This is a genomic window from Chryseolinea sp. T2 (genome assembly GCF_037203685.1).
Classification (GTDB): Bacteria; Bacteroidota; Bacteroidia; order Cytophagales; family Cyclobacteriaceae; genus Chryseolinea.
The window spans coordinates 197,667-215,397 of the sequence record NZ_JBBCAU010000010.1; the positions used below are offsets into that span (position 1 = coordinate 197,667).

A 17,731-nucleotide genomic window follows, 5' to 3' on the forward strand; every position below is an offset into this window, starting at 1 on the left:
CCGAAGCGATTATAAAACACTATGAGACCTGCTGGAAGAATAAGGGAATGACCAGATTTTGGTACAAGGGTCCTATTGGTAAGACTAGTTTGGATTTTTGTGTGTTAGAATTCCCCCCAACGTCTGACCGAAACATGTGGACATATGCAACGTGTTGCATGTCTTCAATCAGCGATATAACACCTCTTGAGGTTCATATGTTCTCCTCAATTCAAGATCAATCTATTGTGGAATTGTTGACTGTAGTTGCTTCATATCATCAAAACGATTCTCAGCTCGACATATATCATACCGTTAATTTTGGACGGCCATGGCAAGGAAAGTCAAAATGCCATTATGGGCTGATTTCTCTTCCATACTTGGATGGTCCAAATTTGGAAGATCTGATTTTTTCGGACTCGCTTAAACGAGTAAAGTTTTACTGGTTGATTCCGATAACCAAAGATGAAATGGAGTTCAAGAAAGGGTTTGGCATAGAAAGTCTCGAAGAGAAGTTTGAAGAAAGTGAGTTTAACTATCTTGATGCAAATAGGCCCGGCGTTGTTTGACGGGAACCTGCGCTAAGACTGGTGGGTACCATTAGATGACCGGGAAAGTAAATCGGAGTCTAGGTTGTTACTTGCGACGAGCCAATCCAAAAGGGACAAATCAGTTTTGAAGAACGCTAGAGATGTTACGCGATATTTTCAGCAAGAGTGTGTAAATCAAGAGCAGAGTTCTACGGTTCTAATTTGGGTAAGAGTGTGCTGACACTCAGTGAGGATGTAATGAGAAAGATAATAAAATGAGTCGGTATATACTGGTGTTATTCCTCGTTGGCTGTTCGACAGTTGCTTTTGCACAATGTGCCAAAGTGCTCAATGTTACATTAACCTTAGACGGGAGTTTGATTGTTGAGCTAATTTATGACATGGCAATTATCGATCAGGCTGGGAAGGAAATTAAATGCACCTATTTTCCAGGACGAATTGTAGCAAAGGATTCAACTATCAGTTTAGACTTCACTGACACCCACACCCAATGGTTGCGTTTAAAGTTTGACTCTCGTATTTATAATGGTAGGAATTATGATATAATAGGAAATATGTGTTGATATTCCCATCACTTACTTTCAAAAGGAATACTTAGTCATTGACGTTTACAACTTGGATAAAAAACATTACTCGCGTCGATTTTCACCTCTCGATTCTGAACGTAATTATACTTTCGAACTGACCTACTTTGGCGGACAGTTACTGAGGGGCAAGAAGTGAAAACCCAGGCGTTCAGTTAACGCTTTATTGCGAATCTTGGCGCAGTGTCTCGTTGTTTATATTAATCAACGCTTTAGATTGTTGTAGGCAACCAATACCTCTGACGTAAACGGTATTCAATAAAGACCGTCGCAGAATTTAGCAAGTTGTCGCATTATTTAGGCACGATGATGATTTTACATACAAATTGACCGAATTTACTGATGACCATCTGTTTCTTTCGGGAACTAAATTAGGTAAAGTAACAGTATGTTATGAAGGTCATTAGATTTACAGTTCTTCTAGCTTTAGTGAGTTTATATTCGTTTGCTCAACAGATCGTTGAACGCTCGGAAAATATGCTCCCTCCGGCACCAACAGCGGCAGAGCTGGGCAAATACGGTCTCTTGCCCATCGGGCTTGCCACCGGAAGCGCTAACGTGACTATTCCTATTCATACTTACGCCACACGAAACCTTTCTCTGCCTCTTTCCCTCAGCTACAGCTCAAATGGCGTAAAAGTAGATCAGGTCGCCTCTTGGGTAGGTCTCGGATGGTCCCTCAACGCAGGTGGTGTCGTAACCAAAATAGTCAGGGACCAGCCCGATGATGCAAATCCGGAGCCCTATCCAGCGCAGATTGGCGCAAGCACAGTTGAAGGCATCAGGTACTTGGAAAAGGCAGATCCCGTAAATGGTTTTGATTCAGAACAGGATCTTTATGCGTTCAATTTCATGGGTCATGCTGGCAAATTCATGTATTCCAGGGAAGGCGAGCAGATCGTCATGCCGCACCAAAACATTTCCATTGAACATCTCTTAGAGAATTCCGAATCAAAAGGATACTTCAAAATAACAACACCTGATGGTGTGTGTTACACCTTTGAAGCCACCGAATCCACCAAAACAACTAGTGAAGGAACTGGCTGCGGACGGACATTTGACGCGAGACGTGTCAACTCCTGGTTTCTAACCAAAATAAAACATCCCGCCGGTGACAGCATTATTTTGGAGTACGATGAATATCTATATCAGTATCCACTAAGTATTACTCAGACTGTCGGCAGAAATATGTCGATTTCTAACTTCGTATGTGCACAACCTGAAATATCAGAACCCTGTATGAACGACTATATCCAGGCTTGTCAAACGAACTCAAGTGTTCTCGGCAAACGACTGAAAAAAGTCAGTGCGGTTGGTTATGGATCGTTGGAATTTGTTTCAACAAGCGATCGACAGGATATCGCCGATGACTATCGATTGAACGAAGTAGTTGTTAAGGATCGCCACGGTGCCGTTGTGAAGAAATTTAAATTGGGATACACATACTCTGTAAGCCAAAATCAGGCATTTTTTAATGAATGGACTACCGAAACTCTTAAAAAGAGACTGTTCCTAACCTCGGTGGAACAGCGCGATGTCAACGGCGCGTTAATCAATTCGCATTTGCTTAGCTATGAAGATATCAATGCCTTACCACCAAGGCTTTCATATGCGCAGGACCATTGGGGATACTTCAACGGTGCAGTAAATAAATACTTCGTTCCGGTTGATGAAATGAGGAGAGAAGACGATAAAGGTCGCAAAATCTTTGACGGCATCGGTGGAGACAGGGAAATACATGCAAATTCTAGTAAGAAAGGCATGTTAAAAACCATCACGTGGCCAACGGGTGGTGTAACCACCCTTCAATACGAGCAGAATAATTACTTTGGCTCGAAGTATGTTTATCCCCCGTTAATTGGTGATACTATTGATATAACAGGTTCCGGACTAAATATACTGAATTCCGTAACCCGGGATACGATGTCAATCAAATACACGCAAGAACTATACATCAATGTTCGCGCGCTATCAAAGCGAGAAGATTATCCTCAAGATGGATTTGATCCAGAGCACCACATTGTATCACTAACAGTTTTGGATCTCACCGATAACCCGAATCAACCTACTCAGGTATATAGCGTCCAGCTAACTCTGGACGACCAGCCAGTGACTAAATATTTGGATGTCAACAAAGATAGGCTGTATCGGATTGTGCTCAGTGCGACGGGACGAATAGTTCAGGGTAAGTTGATGACGAGCTATTTGCGCGCGGGGCCGCAGCTTGTGGAAACAAATATTGAGACTGGAGGTGTAAGAGTCGCTAAGACACTTGATACTGATGGCCTAAGCGGCGTAACAACATCCACCAATTATCTTTATTCGCAATTGGCCAATCCGTCGGTATCTTCGGGCGTGTCACGCGGACTTCCGAGATATTTCGCAACTGACAAGCAAATGATGCAAGTTACATGTAGCACATACAATGGCGGGGAGACTATTACCATATATTGTAACAATGGCATCATGCATTCTTCGAGCATGAGCAACTTGTATCCAGCGGATGGGGGAAATGTATTCTATAAATTTGTAACAGTCACCACTGGCGCGACTGCAATAGACGGTGTCACTGAGCATGAGTTTATAGTCAACCTGGATCAACTTCCTGAACAGGTCTGGGGAACCGATGAGATTCTAAGTGTTCCATCGAGCAATTTTGGATGGAACAATGGATTAGAAAAGGAAACCAGGATTTTTAAGAACACGTCCGGCGGGCTTGTATTGATAAAAAATGTTTTGAATGAGTACAAGACAGATGATCGTGTTCATAAAGAAGTCAAAAACCTGGTTGTGCGTAGACGCTATGATCCTGCTCTTTCCCAGGACGCGGTGATAACCTGCGATCAGGCAAGCATCGATGCTACGTGGGAGATTTCAGGATGCAGAAATTCGAATCACAGAGACCCTATTTTTGACCGGCCTATCAATCACGCATGGTCGGTAGGATTAGGAGGGACACGCTGTATACTCTGGGACTCAGACAACTATGTACAGCAAATTCATGGGCCTTGCCATAACCACAATGTGGGGGATGTGTTAACTATCACATACGCATTGGACCATCTGGATGCCATGCAATACAGGAATGTCGCTTTTTGGTTTTATATGTTTCGAACGACAGAGACGAACTATGATATGAATGGTTTAAATCCTGTCACAAGCGTCTCTGAATTTTATTATGACAATCCGGAACACGCGTTGCTGTCAAAAACACGTCAAACAATGAGTGACGGACAAATAAAAGAAGTTAGCACCAAATACATTGATGACTACAATGACGTGGGCAACTTTGTGACCCTTCGTGAGAAATTTATTGTAGGCATGCCAGTCCAAACGCTAACTGCAATTAATGGAAGATGGTCTCAGGCGGATGTTATTTCTTATAACGACATCGGACTTCCTGTCCAGCTATATAAGTTCGAGGGCACTCCGCTTCAAAATGTGACGACGTTTGATCCATCGGTAATTGTTCCCTCCTCTGATTATAAGGTACAGGCGACATTAGCCTACGATGCAATAGGAAATTTGAAAGACATGGATTCTCGCAAGCTGCCTGATATTGCGTACATCTGGGGCTACAATGGTACAAAAATTATTGCCAAGGCACTTGGAGCTAATTCGTCAAGAATCTTCGTGGAGGGCTTTGAAGAGACAGGAACCGATACAAATGCAAAAACGGGCGAGAAATGCCTTGCATCAGGCAGCTATACCATTTCAACTACAAGTTTCAATCCTTCATCAACTGAAGATCTGATGATGACCTATTGGTACTGGGATTCGAATAAGTGGAAATTCAGCGGTGAAATACCCTTTAACAGAAATATTTCCGCTGGCACGAAACTGGACGAAATAAGGGTATATCCACGTGGTACTCAGTTGACGACGATATCATATGATACGCATTTTGACAATGTTAAGTCGATGACCGACCCTAACAACGTGTCCCATTACTATCAGTATGATGCTGCAGGACGATTGAAAAATGTTGTTGATGAGGATGGAAATGTACTGACGACTTATAAGTACCAATACTATAATAACTAGTGGAAGTCTTGGTTAAACTAGAAAGCGCAGGCGGGAACTTAGAGCAATTTCTTAAAAGCTGCTCGATTCACAAAGGCCCTATTATTGAGGTCAAGCTTTACACTGTTTAGACAGTGTAAAGTGTGGGGTATAGTAATCTGTTTGTCGATTGGTACGTAATGGCTATCGGAGGGCAACAGCCCTCGAAAGCTTGGTATAAATCGTAAGTTTTCTGTTGACCTGTTCATTCTTCGGGATACAGGTCCTTCTTGATCTTTTTCAACATCTCCCGAAACCCATAAGCCCTGATAGCCTCCACAGCGATCTTCATATTGTCAAAATCCTTTTGAGCATCCTTATCCTCCAACAACAACTGTTTTAAGTCCTCCTGCTCTGCAAGTGACAACGCTCCTTCAAAATATCTTTCGATGAGTTTCTGATGCTGTTGTGTAGTACTCATTTCTTTTTAATTTCTGGATTTAAATCTGAAAGGTCAATAAGATCCCGCAGGTATTTCAGACACCTCATCTTCTTGTTCTTCATAGCCTGTTCTGAATTAACGTCATAGCGTGCCTGAAGTTCTCTCATCGACTTATTATTAAAGTAGAATTCTACAAGGACCTCGCGACACTCAGGCCCTAGTTTATCCATAAGCGCCGTCGCTACCCGATCCCACATAATGTCGCGCTCTGGATCATAGTCTGACGCCAGTATCTGATCGTTCCAGAATTCCAATTCGGCAGTAAGCTTTTTGTTAAGCTTATGAAACCGCTTGCAGAATAGTCTGAAGCAAATACCGTACAAATACGTGGACACACTTGCGCGGGATTCAAACTTATTTTCGCGGAGATTCACTAACAGAGCCGTAAGCGCATCTTGTAACAGATCGTGCGCCTCATCGAGTGTTCCGCCTTTCTTAAGAATAAGCGAACGTATCTGAGGATAGCATCGAAGATACAATTGATTCCAGGCTTTTTGGAGCTCAGTTGGATTATCAGAACAAAGCATTTTAACTAGTTCCTGCTCGAAAGCGGAACTGGAATGGCCAGCAGTCATCGGGTTTACTTACAACAAAGTGTTGCAACTTACGAATGAGCGCCGCTAATAACGATTGCATTCGTCGACTATTACGTCACGTTGTAGACGAGTTTGTATTTGTTGAAAATTGATTTGGCGTTTCATAGTGTAGGGCAGGAGTTGTGGCCGTTTTTGGCTTGTTTAAAGCTCATCCGGAACATGTGGGTAGTCGGTCGAACTGGACGAATACAACATACAAAGGAGTTGAACCTGACTAAATGAGGTCAATAATGTCTTAAGCGTCATGGCATACATGTGAAGTGTAACACGTGTATGAATTTGAACCAAAACACACTTTTCCAGCTATTTGGCAGCTATATCTTGCGCCCGAAAAACCGCCAGCCCTCTCCAAGGCAAGTTATAAAGTTAGATATATAAGATCGTTTTTGCGTCTCTGGGGTGATCGAGTCAATTGGTTTTTATGCGCCGACGCTTGTTTGTTAGCGCTGGCACGATATGCCTGCGCTTTAGTGCATCCATCTATACATCCATAATCATATGAAAAAAGTTATTGCAATTTTTGGAATCATCATGACAAGTTCCGCCATAGCACAGGAGGTGCCTTTGCTTAAACTGGATGATCCGATTAAAGGATTTAATCGAAAGGGAACGTGGTCCATTTATGCAAAGTCAGGGTCCGGACCAAATATCTCTTCCTTGCCTCCACGGATTGATGTGACCGAAGGTACAGATGGAGTAATTGTAAGGGGCGACTTTCACCTTGCGAAGTATGACTTCGAGGGCAGAAAGAAATGGGAAGTGACCATGGAAAAAGAATTCGGATTGCCGGCCCAGCCCTATATGAAAATATTGACCGATGAAATCGCCACCTATATCATTGAGGTGCAGACACAGCTTGAATTCTCCGAGAGAGTCAGAATCACACACATTACCAATGACGGTGTTAAGAAGGAATATGCCTTCCATTCGGACCTTAACAAGTTCATAACAGATCCCAAAGTGAAGCCGGCAGTAATTGCACCTTATCTTGTTAAGGGTGAATTGAAGATCCTGGCGGAGAGCAAAGACTTCGACAATGAAGATGAAAACACACCACCTTATCGCCTTTATACTATGGACCTTAAGTCGGGCAAGCTTATTTCAAAGGACATTGTATTGCCGGTTGACCAGGATGAAGAAAACGCACATAGCTGGGATTTCGCCGGTCTCCTGGGCAACAATGCCATTCTAACCAAATCTTTTATCAAGAGAGTTAAAAAGCAAGAAGTTGCTGTCGTAGAAGTCTTAGAGATGGATCCAGAGGGCCGTGTCATCAACCACCGAAAGCTTGACTTCAGGCCTTCTGAAGTGGCCGATCGTGAATTCATTGTTCCTTCGCTCTTCTGGAATGCCGAAGACAGGTCTATCGTCGCCGTCGGCTTCATGTGGCCTGATAAAAGCAAACTCAATGCACTCTATTTAATCAAATATGACTACGCAACAGGCAACCCGGTGTATCGCCAGGAACACTCATTTGAGAAGATCCTGAAGCCCGAGATCAAAACCGATATTAAAGCACATTACTCAATTCCCGAATACATTTATGGAGTGTACTCGGTGGCGCTGGACCCGGAGGACGTACTGATATCTTCAAAGACAAATACGCTCGAAGTGCGGATCATCACGGCATACAATTTCGGCGGTATGAATTTTTTCCAGGTGAAATTTGATAACAATGGCCAACACATTCAGACGGCAATTGCTCAGTATGGTGCCGATTTGACATACTATCGCAGTGTTGTACCTCAGCCCGAAGAATATCAGCTGGTATGGAAGGACCGCCAGATAAATTCTACGTCCAGTTGGGACTTGATAAATATGCAAGTTTCGGGCGGGAAAAGCGATGCCAGCTACTTTGTTCCGCTTAATAGAACCAACAAAGTGGTGAAATACGACCAGGAGAAAGGTTCTTTCTGGATGATATCTCCTAAGCCATAACTCAACGGGTAGAACCGGTTGCGACAAGTCTATACGGGCACAGCTAAATCTAACTGACATTTTAGTACAGTGAAAAAAATACTCATCATGGCCGTGTCACTAATCGGCCTTTGTACGTGCGCCGCAGCACAGGAACTTTCTGTTATGGCTTCGTATGAGATTCCCATTGACGAAATGAAATCGGTATTCGAGCCGGGTCGAGGTGTAAGCGTGACACTGTCCAAAACCAGGAAACGAAAGAAGAAACGAACCGCCATGGGGGTCACTGCTGGTTACTCCAGGTACGTACAAAGGAAGATCTTTTCTACTACCAGGTCAATGAAGACGAACTCGGCACGATCCATTATGACGATATGGTGGTGTACCAACTCAGCGCGCAGTCCCGTCGTGACTTTGTCCTTCAGAAACATCTTGAACTTTTTTATGGCGTTGAAATCGGATGCCATTTCACTAAAACAGGGTACCAACTGCATGACCCATACACCAATGAAAGCAATAGCACCTTCGGTGCCCGGATTGCTGTTGCAGCAAGGCTCGGCGTCAACGTCCCCATTACTGACAAGTTTGGAGCGTCCCTGCAGACAAAGTATCTGGCCAGTTTTGGGCAATCAGAAGACCAGGACAATGTGGTTAATGTTTATTGGAATAACGCATTGGGAATATTTTATCGATTTTAAAAGAGGGCGTAAGCGTCGTTGAGAAGCTAACCTCTTTTGTAATGAATCATGGTTCTCGGTTTAGTCATCGCTACTCTCTGCCTGGGTGTGGCAGGAGAAAGTGACATAGTTGATGTCCGCTCTCATACATCTGTGTGATCCTCGGGATTGTTAGCTATTAATCGATCACGAAAGTCATAAGCTTTCTCAATCTCGTCAATAAGTCCATACGTGTTCAAATCCGTCGGCTGGAAAGATTCTTTTAAACCGTCACAATTGGATAACGCATTGACGGAGTAATCGGTCCAGTATATCGTGGCCTACAAATTCAAGATCAGGCGGCTGTATCGCAGATGCCGCCTTAAGAATTTAATGCTTCAGGCCGACCAAATTACAACCTTCCAACATCGAATTTCCGCGCCATTTCAAACGTCACTTGCTCCGCATACATACCAAACGAATCCACGACCGTGCCCTTCATTCCAGTATGTGAGGAGACCGCATAGAGTACTGAGTTATCATCCGGATTGGAATCTTCTTCAAACCTGTACACTTCGTCAACGGTAAATTGTTCGGGTGTAAACCGAAGGTTGTAGGCGAAGCAATATAGACAGGTCGGGTCCTTCCTAAAGTCGTGTTCATAACCTCGCTTTTTTAAGTCCGTCAGGGCGTCGATCAGGGAATCATAAGTTTTCATACGCTTCGATTTAGTATTCGGATTTTTCGGGTCTAACCACAAATATGTCTGCGGCGAATAGCAAGTAACTGTTTGGCCGAAGTCAATGATGAGTTATACAACTGCAAAGTATTGCATTACCGAGGCATCAGAAATGTCTGATTCGTGTATTCAGTTGCAATATTCCAACCAGTTAAAGAGCGGAGAGAGGACACATGTTTGTTAACCGGCTTGACAAATCTTCCTAAGTTCGCCACCTTCAATTCCACTATTTGCATGTGCGGGCACAAGAGACAACAATTAATGGAACATAAGAGGACAGCGTTATGATTTTGGCTTTCAAAATGACGGGATACCTTTTATGCTCGCATACGATAAAGATTTAATGATCTCCTCAATAATGTTCGCGATCGAATCGAGGCCACCGAGTTGCTGACACTTTGATGGGACGAGGTTCATCCAATTCGAATCTACCAATGGCGTACAAATCGAAGTCATTTTTCCTCTGTCCGGGGAAATCGCTCCGCCTGTCGGGAGCTTGATTTAGTAAATGATCGATGTGACTTTCGTCCCTCAATTAATTCAGCGTGCAATATTCTCGCTACCGTATTCCGGCCAGACAGATTTACGACACGCGCAATCGTCCTTTTGCATATCGTCTGAAGACGAGCCCACCACAGCAGAAGAGCGATCATTGGATTCTCATGCCTCATGGTATAAAAATGGCCTGTTCAACGCAGTAGTGAAATGTAAAATTTGCGGATAGCACTGTACAAATCATTTCTTCTCTTTTTTTGCTATCTTATTTTTTGAAATTGCGGCATTGTTCTCAATCGGCATGAGAAGACTGGAAAGAAAAATCATTGTAGTAGAAGATGAGTTCATTGTGTCTGAGGACTTAAGACTCATCGTCGAAAAGGCCGGATATACTGTGCCGGGAACAGCGGAATCAGTCGAAGAAGCTGAGCGCCTGATTGAATTTCATCGTCCGGGAATAGTGTTGTTGGATATTAATCTAAAGGGACCTCTCACGGGCATCGACCTTGCTATTCAGCTGAACGCCCGATCGATACCATTCATATACATCTCCGCCTATTGTACTCAGAGCATCCTGGAGGAGGCAAACAAAACAAATCCATATGGCTTCCTGGTCAAACCGTTTCGCGCAGCCGACGTAAGGGTGGCCCTGGATATTGCCAGATATCGTTACGAGAATAGCCCGGACGTTGACCCACCGGTTGCTGTCCAGCCCGCTGATTTCGACGGCATTATAGGCAATGATCCCGGATTGCTTCGGGTTCTGGATCAGGCAAAGAGGGTGGCGCCATACGATACATCAGTGCTATTACTGGGAGAGACGGGCACTGGCAAGGAGCGACTGGCACTTTCAATTCATCGGGGCTCCGCGCGTTCGAAAGGTCCGTTGGTAAAAGTCAATTGTGCGGCATTGCCGGTAGACCTTATTGAATCCGAACTATTCGGTCATGAGCGGGGAGCTTTTTCCGGTGCAGTGAGCTCGCGTGTTGGAAAGTTTGAACAGGCAAATGGAGGTACAATTTTCCTTGACGAAATCGGCGAATTGCCGTTGGCGGCACAGACAAAATTACTGCGGGTGCTTCAGGAGAAGGAGATCGATCCCCTTGGAAGCACGGTCACAAAAAGTGTCGACGTCAGAATTATCGCGGCAACAAACAGGAATCTGGAGTTGGAAGTTGGTGAGGGACGTTTTAAGCTCGACCTGTTCTACCGCCTCAACGTCTTTCCGCTGATAGTGCCACCGTTGCGTGAGCGCAAATCGGACATTGAGCAACTGGCTGTGTTCTTTGCCAGGACGCTATGTAAGACGCATAACAGAAAATTTGAAGGAATACATGGTGACATGATGGCAATGTTGCTGGCCCATGACTGGCCTGGCAACATTCGGGAACTCGAGAATCTGATCGAACAAACTGTGGTGCTGCACGACAACCGGGGCATGCTGAACCTGGGCAATGCATCGAATCTCAGAAGAGACTTTAATGCGACGAAAGCTCCTGCTGGTCCCAGAACACTGGAAGATGTGAAAGCGATTCAACGCATGACCGAGCGCGACTACATTATTTCTGTACTTAAGTCTTCGGGCGGCCGAATCAGAGGTGAGCAGGGGGCCGCACACATATTGAAACTTGCACCAACAACACTGGAGTCAAAAATTGCAAGACTTGGCATTTCTAAGCAGGAGTATCTTTCCTGAGTTCCATGTGCCATGAGCACGTTCCAACTATCTTGCCACTCAGGACAGTTCTGCGCTGAGATAGCTCAATAGCACTTCCTGCCCGCGATGTACTCCAGAATACCTGGATTAATCAGTTTTTATTCTCTTCATAATATCCGCGAACTCGATGCCGTCGAGAAACGCTACAACTTCCGTTATTTTTCCATTCTTCATCTTCATATACCAGGAATAAGACGAGCGGTACGCCTTGCCGTCTAAAGCAGTGGCTTCTCCATCCCACAGCACAATCACCATGTCGTGATCGGCGAAGATGTTTCTGACAGTCGGCTTAATTTTGATCCTGAGCTTCTTGTTGAGTGGAATGATCACTTCGTTAAGGAATTGCTTTTTCGAAGTGTATGTTTTTGAATGAGGAGTTGAACCTGTTATTTCCCAGCGCACATCATCCACAAGTAAATCGAAAAAGTTTCCGTTTCCATCGTGCCACTGCTGGAATCCTTTCGCGATAATTTCTTTGTTGGAAAATTCTTCGCGGGTATCCTGAGCGTTGGTTTGAATCGAAAAGACGATCATGGCGGTAAGTATTAAAGGATGTTTCATTAGAGTTCTAAAGGTTTAAGTGAATCTTCAGACGGGTCTGTAATGGTTTATCTTGATAGATTGGGTGTATTAAACCGGTACTGCGAGGGCGGACAATTGAAGTGCGTTTTGAATAACTTTGAAAAGTGACCAATGTTCTCGAAGCCCAGGCTAAAACAGATATCGGTTACAGACATGGTGGTATGCTGAAGCATCTCTTTTGCCTTTTCCAACCGTCTTTGTCTTATCCATTTTGAAGGAGGCATGTTATAAATGGCCAGGAAATCCCGCCGGAAACTTGACAAGCTTCTGCCCGATAGGGACGCCAACTCGTCCAGCGCTATGGAATTTGTTACATTACCCTCTACAACCGCAGTGATGTCGGTGCGGTAATGCTGGCGCAGATCCATAAGCTGCATAAAGATGTTCCTCTCGGCCTCTGCCAGATTGAACAAAAGTTCGAATATCTTGATCTTCGCCAGACGCCGGTCGATGCCGGAAGTCAATAAATAGGTTTTCATCGACTGGAAAAATCTGCGGAGTTGTTTGCCTGTAGCGTATACGTTGATGGACTTTGATTCACCTCGTTCGGGATAAGTGAGCTCAACTAGTTTCAGGAACTCAGTAACGGTGTCTCTTTCCAGCGAGACAATTACAAACGAGCATTCCACCTGCTCGTCGGTCTGTCGCGGGGATGCCTGCACGTCTACCAGCGAGTCTTTTTTGATGAAGGCAATCTGCTTTCTTTCAACGCGGTGCATCACACTTCCATACCGTAAATGCAGTTCTCCGCTGATTACATAAAGCAGCGCATTGTCTTTTAGAAATACAGTTCCGGCAGTCTCTGACAGTGTTCGCTTATACCGGATAGGAGGGTTGGCGTCTAGCGTCACGACTGTATTACCGTTGAGCAGCAGATTGTTTGTGGGGTTTGACGGCGAGTGCATGTCTAGGATGTTTTCTCGGTGACTTGATTCATTGGGTGTAAGTTCTTTTGGTGGCTTCGTGCCTCCTGATATCCAAAGAAAGTGCCGGAGTTGTATCTGTCAGATTGTGAGCGCTCTACGAGACAAATGTCGTACGACAGGGTCGCGATATATCGCTGATCGGCGATCCGTCCTCCGCAATTTTCGGACTCGCAGTAACGTCTATTGAACCGAGTGTGATGCGTTGTGATCGCTATAGGGAAAGTAATTGACTTTCCCGGCGAACCTGACCTTGGAAACGTCAACATAACTTTCAATCACGTAATCAAATAACCAGTCATTGCATTCACAGGCCTGTGTGCGCTGGACTGTCAACAGATAATTGGCCCGGCATGAACATCGAGATAGTTGGTACACCTCCATTTCCAATCCAAAGGAGTCAAACGATTCTTAATGCTGCGATTGAAAACAACGTTCCTATCTTTCATACGTGTGGCGGCAAAGGTGATTGCACAACCTGCAGAGTCGTCGTCATCGAAGGTTCCGAAAACCTCAGCCCGTCCAGTGATAGAGAAGAATGGCTCCGCGAACGAGGAAGACTTCCGCTGAATGTAAGATTGGCGTGTCAGACACAACAAACGAAAGGAAGCGCTAAAGTACAGCGGATCATCCGCGACGACGATGATGTGGGGTTCTACCTCGGCGCGCAATCGATCGACGCCGAAAGTGAAATCGGCAGCGAAAGAATGCTTTCATTGTTTTTCATTGATATCAAAGACTTCACTCCGTTTTCCGAACAAAGCCTTGCATTCGACGTGGTTCATGTGCTCAGGAGATTGTTCAGACTATTTTATGATGCAATAGGATATTATAAGGGTGATGTTATTGAAACAAACGGCGACGGCTTGTACGCAGTATTCGGCCTTGACGGCACTAATACAATCCAGTCAGCATCAAATGCCGTTAAGGCAGGTTTCAGGATTCTGGATGAACTGAGAAGGCAGAACCAAACTTACTTCAAACCCTTTTTTAACTACCTGTTTGAGGCGGGGATCGGGATACACTCGGGTAAGGTGATCGTGGGTAACATCTATAGCTGTTCGAAAGATATTACTTCTGTTATGGGGTACAACGTAAGTATTGCGTCCCGCCTGCAAAGCATAACCAGAACACTCAACAACAATTTCATTATTTCAAAAGACGTTTTTCACGCACTCGAATTCAACACTGAGTACTCAACGAGGGTGGTAAATCTCAAGGGAGTGAGAGAAAGTCTGGATGTTTACCTCCTCGGGATGCCATTTGTGAACAGCTCAACTGGCAAACCAGCTGGTCATTGAAGCGGGCAGAGACCGGATGAATTCGTCTAGAGCATGCGTTATGTTGTGCCGACTGGTAATTCATTTTGAATCTGTCTCTGCAGGTGGAGCAGTATACTTAAGTATAGTGGTGTATCGTGTTTTCCAGGATCCGTTATTTATTTACGGCATGACCAGGCGTCAGCAACATAGCGTAAAGAATTGCCGCGATAGCATCAAGGCGTTAAAAGACACTCTCTATGTCATCAGCGGAAAGTGGAGAATATTTGTTATCGTCGCTTTGATCGAAGGGCCGAAAAGGTTCAATGAAATTCAGAGGAGCGTGGGAGGGATCACCCCCAGGGCACTATCCAGGGAGTTGCATGAGCTGGAATTAAATATGTTTGTTGAGAGAGCGGAAGACGACCGGACGCCTGGCAAAGTCATTTACAAGTTAACACCATATAGCAATTCATTTCGAAAGCTCCTCGACGCTCTGGTGGCATGGGGAGAAAATCACAAGAAGCATGTATTTGGAAGAATCGGGGACACGCAGCAAAAGAGTAAAAAGGGAAAAGGTAAAACTCCTGAGCCTGACTGGTAATATTTACGGCCTTACGCGCTCCCATAGCAGCGACAGTGAAACAGTGTCAAAGAATGCCGTGACTTCTGTTATTTTGCTTTTCTTGATTTTCATATACCACGAGTAGGTATTGTTGTAAGGCGTGCCGTCTTTCGCCATAGCTTTGCCGATCCACAAAGCAATTACCATGTTACCCTCGGCATACAGTCCGGTAACAGTTGGTTTGATTGTCTTAGCAAGCCTCTTATTAAGAGGTTCGATGGCTTCTTCGAGAAACTGTCTTTTGCTCGTATAGGTTTTTGATATCGGACTATTGCCAGTGATGGTCCAGTTCACGTCGTCAGACAGGAGTTCAAAGAAGTCAGCTGTGCCTGCTGACCATTTTTCAAATCCTTTCTGAATGAGATTTCTGTTGATGTTCTTCTTTTTCATGTTGAGATAGTTGACTGGAATGGCAGGTGCGTCGAACCCCGGCCACCAATGTCCCCTTGACAAAGGCGACCAGGGGTTCTGACACCCAAACCTCACCAGAAAGTGTTTCTTAAGTTAACGGCTTCATTATATGGTCGCCACCCAGGCCTTCTCCTGTGTATCTTTCAGCATGTCCTCGACAAATTGAGGGACAACGTTTCTGAATTTTCCTTCGTCCGATGGAACAATCTTAATCATGGCATCGATCATTTCGGCAGGATCCAGTCGTCCCTGAGGCGTGTTGAGCAATGAATCAAAAGTTGCCCGCATCTCGGCCTTCTTGGTAAAATTCTTCTTGTCGTCGAGCCAACGGAATGGATTGTCGGCCATCGTTTCATTGTAGCCGGTCAGGTAGGCACCTGGATTGATCGTTTGAATCTTAATGTTGTACTTCGCAAGCTCGGTTGACAGCGCTTCAGCGATCGCTTCCAGGGCGTGCTTGGTTGATACGTATATCCCATAACCGGCAGGCGTGAAGAGTCCACCCATCGATGATGTGAACACCACTTTCCCTTTCCTTTTTTCATTGATGAACTTGGCAATGAATTTTTGCGCGATGTTTAACCCGGCGAAAACATTTGTTTCAAAGTTTCTGCGAACAAGATCAATCGGTATTTCAAAAACCGGACCGGCCTCACCAATCCCTGCGTTGCTAAGGAGAATATCAATGTCCCATGTTATTGCAAAGGCAACATCATAAGCATCCGTGACATCAAGTTTTTCTACTCGTAGATTTTTCTCAATTCCAAGATCAATCGCCTTCTGACGCAAGGCAGTCACTTGTGGTGAGATCTGCACACCGGCTATAACGGAATGACCTAGTTTGGCAAGGCCGATCGCAGTTCCTTCGCCCAATCCCGAACCTGCTCCGGTAATAAGGATTCTCTTTTTGTCCTTCATAGATTTTCGTTTTTGTTTGGTTATTGATTATTTAAATTCTGCATCCTTCAACTGCGATAAGCAGATCCTGTGGCACGGCGCCGCCGGAAACGCCAATGTATCCGACAATTTCATCGTTGCTGAAAATTGGCCGGCCGCCGGCAAATCCAACGAGCCCATTATTTGTATTCTCCAGCCCGTAAGCTGCTGCCTCTGGACGTAGAAACTCTCCGACTGACTCTGAATTCATCCTGAACAGCATCGACGTCTTTGCCTTTTGCATCGCGATGTCGATAGAGCCGAGCAATGCTCCGTCCATCCTGACAAAATGTTTTAAATGACCTCCTGTGTCGAGCACGACAATATTTACGGGCACCTTTATCTCCTGCGCCTTTGCTGCTGCCAACTCAATTGCGCGGGCAGCCTGTTTAGTAGTGATACTCATTTTTAAGTTTGTATAAGTTGAACTTCGATTTGCTGATCATGCGTTGCTGACGGTGTAAAGTTCATGGATACTGATAAGTTGTCTTTCTCTGTTCGGTTCAAAGTATTTCTTTATGCCGTTTATAGAATGAACTTATTAGATAGTGCGCTGATGGTTCATCGCCACGCAACATCAATCACATCCTTACACGCGCTTCCGGGAATGCCACGGCTGAAACAACCACATCAGAAATAATACGTTTGACTGTCCCTCGTATCGGTCGTACTGTCGAAGCATGGATAAATCGATGAAGAACCACCGTGTTACGGAAGTTTCAAGACCGATGGCAATTCTGTTTCTCACCCATTTCCCCGCACCGAAATAGTAGGATGCCTCGTTATATATGTACAGGCGGGGAGCGTTGGTGCCGGGGGAAAGCGGATGACTGAAACGAAGTCTGTTGCGATAGAAATGAGAATCCTCACCGGTGTTTCCAAACCGGTTCCATATCATATTCCTGTCTTCAATAAGAAATTTTCCGACGGGAACTGTGAGGATGATAGAATTCATGGTAGTGTGTTCCTGGTAATGATAACCACCTGCGTTGCCAAAGTCGATGAACAGATAAGCAGGGTTAAGAGTTACATATTTATTGAGCGTGATAAATACTTGAGGATACACCACTTGCATGCGCTGAGTGCTGATGCCATATTGTGCCATCACTTTCACTTTTGGGGATGCCTGATACATGAAGCCCGGGAGGTTCCAGGCTATGGTCGGGCGATAGGGTTCTTGCGCGAACACGTAGTGTGTGATGCTTTGTATTACGCAGACTGATAAGTAAACTTTGTAAAGACTCGCCCGTGTCATGA

General features: G+C 44.8%; 16 protein-coding genes. 6 read left to right on the forward strand and 10 right to left on the reverse strand.

Going from position 1 to position 17,731, the window contains the following annotated elements:
* The first annotated feature begins 47 nt into the window (after positions 1 to 47).
* Positions 48 to 548 (forward strand): suppressor of fused domain protein, encoded by a 501-nt coding sequence (locus tag WBG78_RS27130; RefSeq protein WP_337329786.1) that lies wholly within the window; start codon positions 48 to 50, stop codon positions 546 to 548.
* Positions 549 to 1,507: 959 nt separating this feature from the next.
* Positions 1,508 to 5,158, forward strand: a complete 3,651-nt coding sequence (locus WBG78_RS27135; RefSeq protein ID WP_337329664.1) for an RHS repeat protein — start codon at positions 1,508 to 1,510, stop codon at positions 5,156 to 5,158.
* 223 nt (positions 5,159 to 5,381) lie between these two features.
* Here the strand turns inward: WBG78_RS27135 and WBG78_RS27140 are convergent, their stop codons facing one another.
* Positions 5,382 to 5,597 carry a hypothetical protein gene (locus WBG78_RS27140; RefSeq protein WP_337329665.1) on the reverse strand — a complete coding sequence of 72 codons (216 nt, stop codon included), beginning with the start codon at positions 5,595 to 5,597 and terminating at the stop codon, positions 5,382 to 5,384.
* A complete protein-coding gene (locus WBG78_RS27145) occupies positions 5,594 to 6,145 on the reverse strand; it encodes an RNA polymerase sigma factor (RefSeq protein ID WP_337329666.1) in 552 nt (183 codons plus the stop codon). The genes WBG78_RS27140 and WBG78_RS27145 overlap by 4 nt, the downstream gene beginning before the upstream one ends.
* Positions 6,146 to 6,712: 567 nt before the next feature.
* Between WBG78_RS27145 and WBG78_RS27150 the strand changes: the two genes are divergently transcribed.
* Complete coding sequence (locus tag WBG78_RS27150) at positions 6,713 to 8,152, forward strand: hypothetical protein (RefSeq protein WP_337329667.1); 1,440 nt, start codon at positions 6,713 to 6,715, stop codon at positions 8,150 to 8,152.
* A gap of 272 nt (positions 8,153 to 8,424) precedes the next feature.
* On the opposite strand, the gene WBG78_RS27155 is transcribed toward WBG78_RS27150, so the two are convergent.
* Both WBG78_RS27155 and WBG78_RS27160 read right to left on the reverse strand, forming a co-directional pair.
* The gene (locus WBG78_RS27155; RefSeq protein ID WP_337329668.1) at positions 8,425 to 8,760 is read right to left on the reverse strand and encodes a hypothetical protein; all 336 of its coding nucleotides are present in this window, start codon (positions 8,758 to 8,760) and stop codon (positions 8,425 to 8,427) included.
* Between the two features lie 439 nt (positions 8,761 to 9,199).
* Positions 9,200 to 9,505 carry a phosphoribosylpyrophosphate synthetase gene (locus WBG78_RS27160; RefSeq protein WP_337329669.1) on the reverse strand — a complete coding sequence of 102 codons (306 nt, stop codon included), beginning with the start codon at positions 9,503 to 9,505 and terminating at the stop codon, positions 9,200 to 9,202.
* Between the two features lie 817 nt (positions 9,506 to 10,322).
* Here WBG78_RS27160 and WBG78_RS27165 point away from each other — a divergent pair.
* The gene (locus tag WBG78_RS27165; protein WP_337329670.1) at positions 10,323 to 11,717 is read left to right on the forward strand and encodes a sigma-54-dependent transcriptional regulator; all 1,395 of its coding nucleotides are present in this window, start codon (positions 10,323 to 10,325) and stop codon (positions 11,715 to 11,717) included.
* Positions 11,718 to 11,825: 108 nt separating this feature from the next.
* Here WBG78_RS27165 and WBG78_RS27170 read toward each other — a convergent pair whose 3' ends face one another.
* Together WBG78_RS27170 and WBG78_RS27175 are read right to left on the reverse strand one after the other, a co-directional pair.
* A complete protein-coding gene (locus WBG78_RS27170; RefSeq protein ID WP_337329671.1) occupies positions 11,826 to 12,299 on the reverse strand; it encodes a nuclear transport factor 2 family protein in 474 nt (157 codons plus the stop codon).
* 47 nt (positions 12,300 to 12,346) lie between these two features.
* Complete coding sequence (locus WBG78_RS27175; protein WP_337329672.1) at positions 12,347 to 13,225, reverse strand: helix-turn-helix domain-containing protein; 879 nt, start codon at positions 13,223 to 13,225, stop codon at positions 12,347 to 12,349.
* A gap of 371 nt (positions 13,226 to 13,596) precedes the next feature.
* Here WBG78_RS27175 and WBG78_RS27180 point away from each other — a divergent pair, with 371 nt between their 5' ends.
* The gene (locus tag WBG78_RS27180) at positions 13,597 to 14,544 is read left to right on the forward strand and encodes an adenylate/guanylate cyclase domain-containing protein (protein WP_337329673.1); all 948 of its coding nucleotides are present in this window, start codon (positions 13,597 to 13,599) and stop codon (positions 14,542 to 14,544) included.
* 40 nt (positions 14,545 to 14,584) lie between these two features.
* A complete protein-coding gene (locus tag WBG78_RS27185) occupies positions 14,585 to 15,106 on the forward strand; it encodes a winged helix-turn-helix transcriptional regulator (RefSeq protein WP_337329674.1) in 522 nt (173 codons plus the stop codon).
* A gap of 3 nt (positions 15,107 to 15,109) precedes the next feature.
* Here the strand turns inward: WBG78_RS27185 and WBG78_RS27190 are convergent, their stop codons facing one another.
* The 4 genes from WBG78_RS27190 to WBG78_RS27205 form a co-directional block, all read right to left on the reverse strand.
* Entirely contained in the window at positions 15,110 to 15,517 is a 408-nt protein-coding gene (locus WBG78_RS27190) for a nuclear transport factor 2 family protein (RefSeq protein WP_337329675.1), read from the reverse strand.
* Positions 15,518 to 15,643: 126 nt separating this feature from the next.
* Positions 15,644 to 16,456 (reverse strand): SDR family oxidoreductase, encoded by an 813-nt coding sequence (locus WBG78_RS27195; RefSeq protein WP_337329676.1) that lies wholly within the window; start codon positions 16,454 to 16,456, stop codon positions 15,644 to 15,646.
* A gap of 31 nt (positions 16,457 to 16,487) precedes the next feature.
* Positions 16,488 to 16,880, reverse strand: coding sequence for a GlcG/HbpS family heme-binding protein (locus WBG78_RS27200; protein WP_337329677.1), 393 nt, complete (start codon positions 16,878 to 16,880; stop codon positions 16,488 to 16,490).
* Between the two features lie 183 nt (positions 16,881 to 17,063).
* The gene (locus WBG78_RS27205) at positions 17,064 to 17,663 is read right to left on the reverse strand and encodes a DUF2490 domain-containing protein (RefSeq protein WP_337329678.1); all 600 of its coding nucleotides are present in this window, start codon (positions 17,661 to 17,663) and stop codon (positions 17,064 to 17,066) included.
* Positions 17,664 to 17,731: the final 68 nt, after the last annotated feature.

Bases quoted from the DNA above. Each gene is read 5' to 3' on its own strand.
- WBG78_RS27130 (WP_337329786.1), top strand. From the start codon at position 48: ATGACCAGATTTTGGTACAAGGGTCCTATTGGTAAGACTAGTTTGGAT.
- WBG78_RS27135 (WP_337329664.1), top strand. From the start codon at position 1,508: ATGAAGGTCATTAGATTTACAGTTCTTCTAGCTTTAGTGAGTTTATAT.
- WBG78_RS27140 (WP_337329665.1), bottom strand. From the start codon at position 5,597: ATGAGTACTACACAACAGCATCAGAAACTCATCGAAAGATATTTTGAA.
- WBG78_RS27145 (WP_337329666.1), bottom strand. From the start codon at position 6,145: ATGCTTTGTTCTGATAATCCAACTGAGCTCCAAAAAGCCTGGAATCAA.
- WBG78_RS27150 (WP_337329667.1), top strand. From the start codon at position 6,713: ATGAAAAAAGTTATTGCAATTTTTGGAATCATCATGACAAGTTCCGCC.
- WBG78_RS27160 (WP_337329669.1), bottom strand. From the start codon at position 9,505: ATGAAAACTTATGATTCCCTGATCGACGCCCTGACGGACTTAAAAAAG.
- WBG78_RS27165 (WP_337329670.1), top strand. From the start codon at position 10,323: ATGAGAAGACTGGAAAGAAAAATCATTGTAGTAGAAGATGAGTTCATT.
- WBG78_RS27170 (WP_337329671.1), bottom strand. From the start codon at position 12,299: ATGAAACATCCTTTAATACTTACCGCCATGATCGTCTTTTCGATTCAA.
- WBG78_RS27175 (WP_337329672.1), bottom strand. From the start codon at position 13,225: ATGCACTCGCCGTCAAACCCCACAAACAATCTGCTGCTCAACGGTAAT.
- WBG78_RS27180 (WP_337329673.1), top strand. From the start codon at position 13,597: ATGAACATCGAGATAGTTGGTACACCTCCATTTCCAATCCAAAGGAGT.
- WBG78_RS27185 (WP_337329674.1), top strand. From the start codon at position 14,585: ATGTTGTGCCGACTGGTAATTCATTTTGAATCTGTCTCTGCAGGTGGA.
- WBG78_RS27190 (WP_337329675.1), bottom strand. From the start codon at position 15,517: ATGAAAAAGAAGAACATCAACAGAAATCTCATTCAGAAAGGATTTGAA.
- WBG78_RS27195 (WP_337329676.1), bottom strand. From the start codon at position 16,456: ATGAAGGACAAAAAGAGAATCCTTATTACCGGAGCAGGTTCGGGATTG.
- WBG78_RS27200 (WP_337329677.1), bottom strand. From the start codon at position 16,880: ATGAGTATCACTACTAAACAGGCTGCCCGCGCAATTGAGTTGGCAGCA.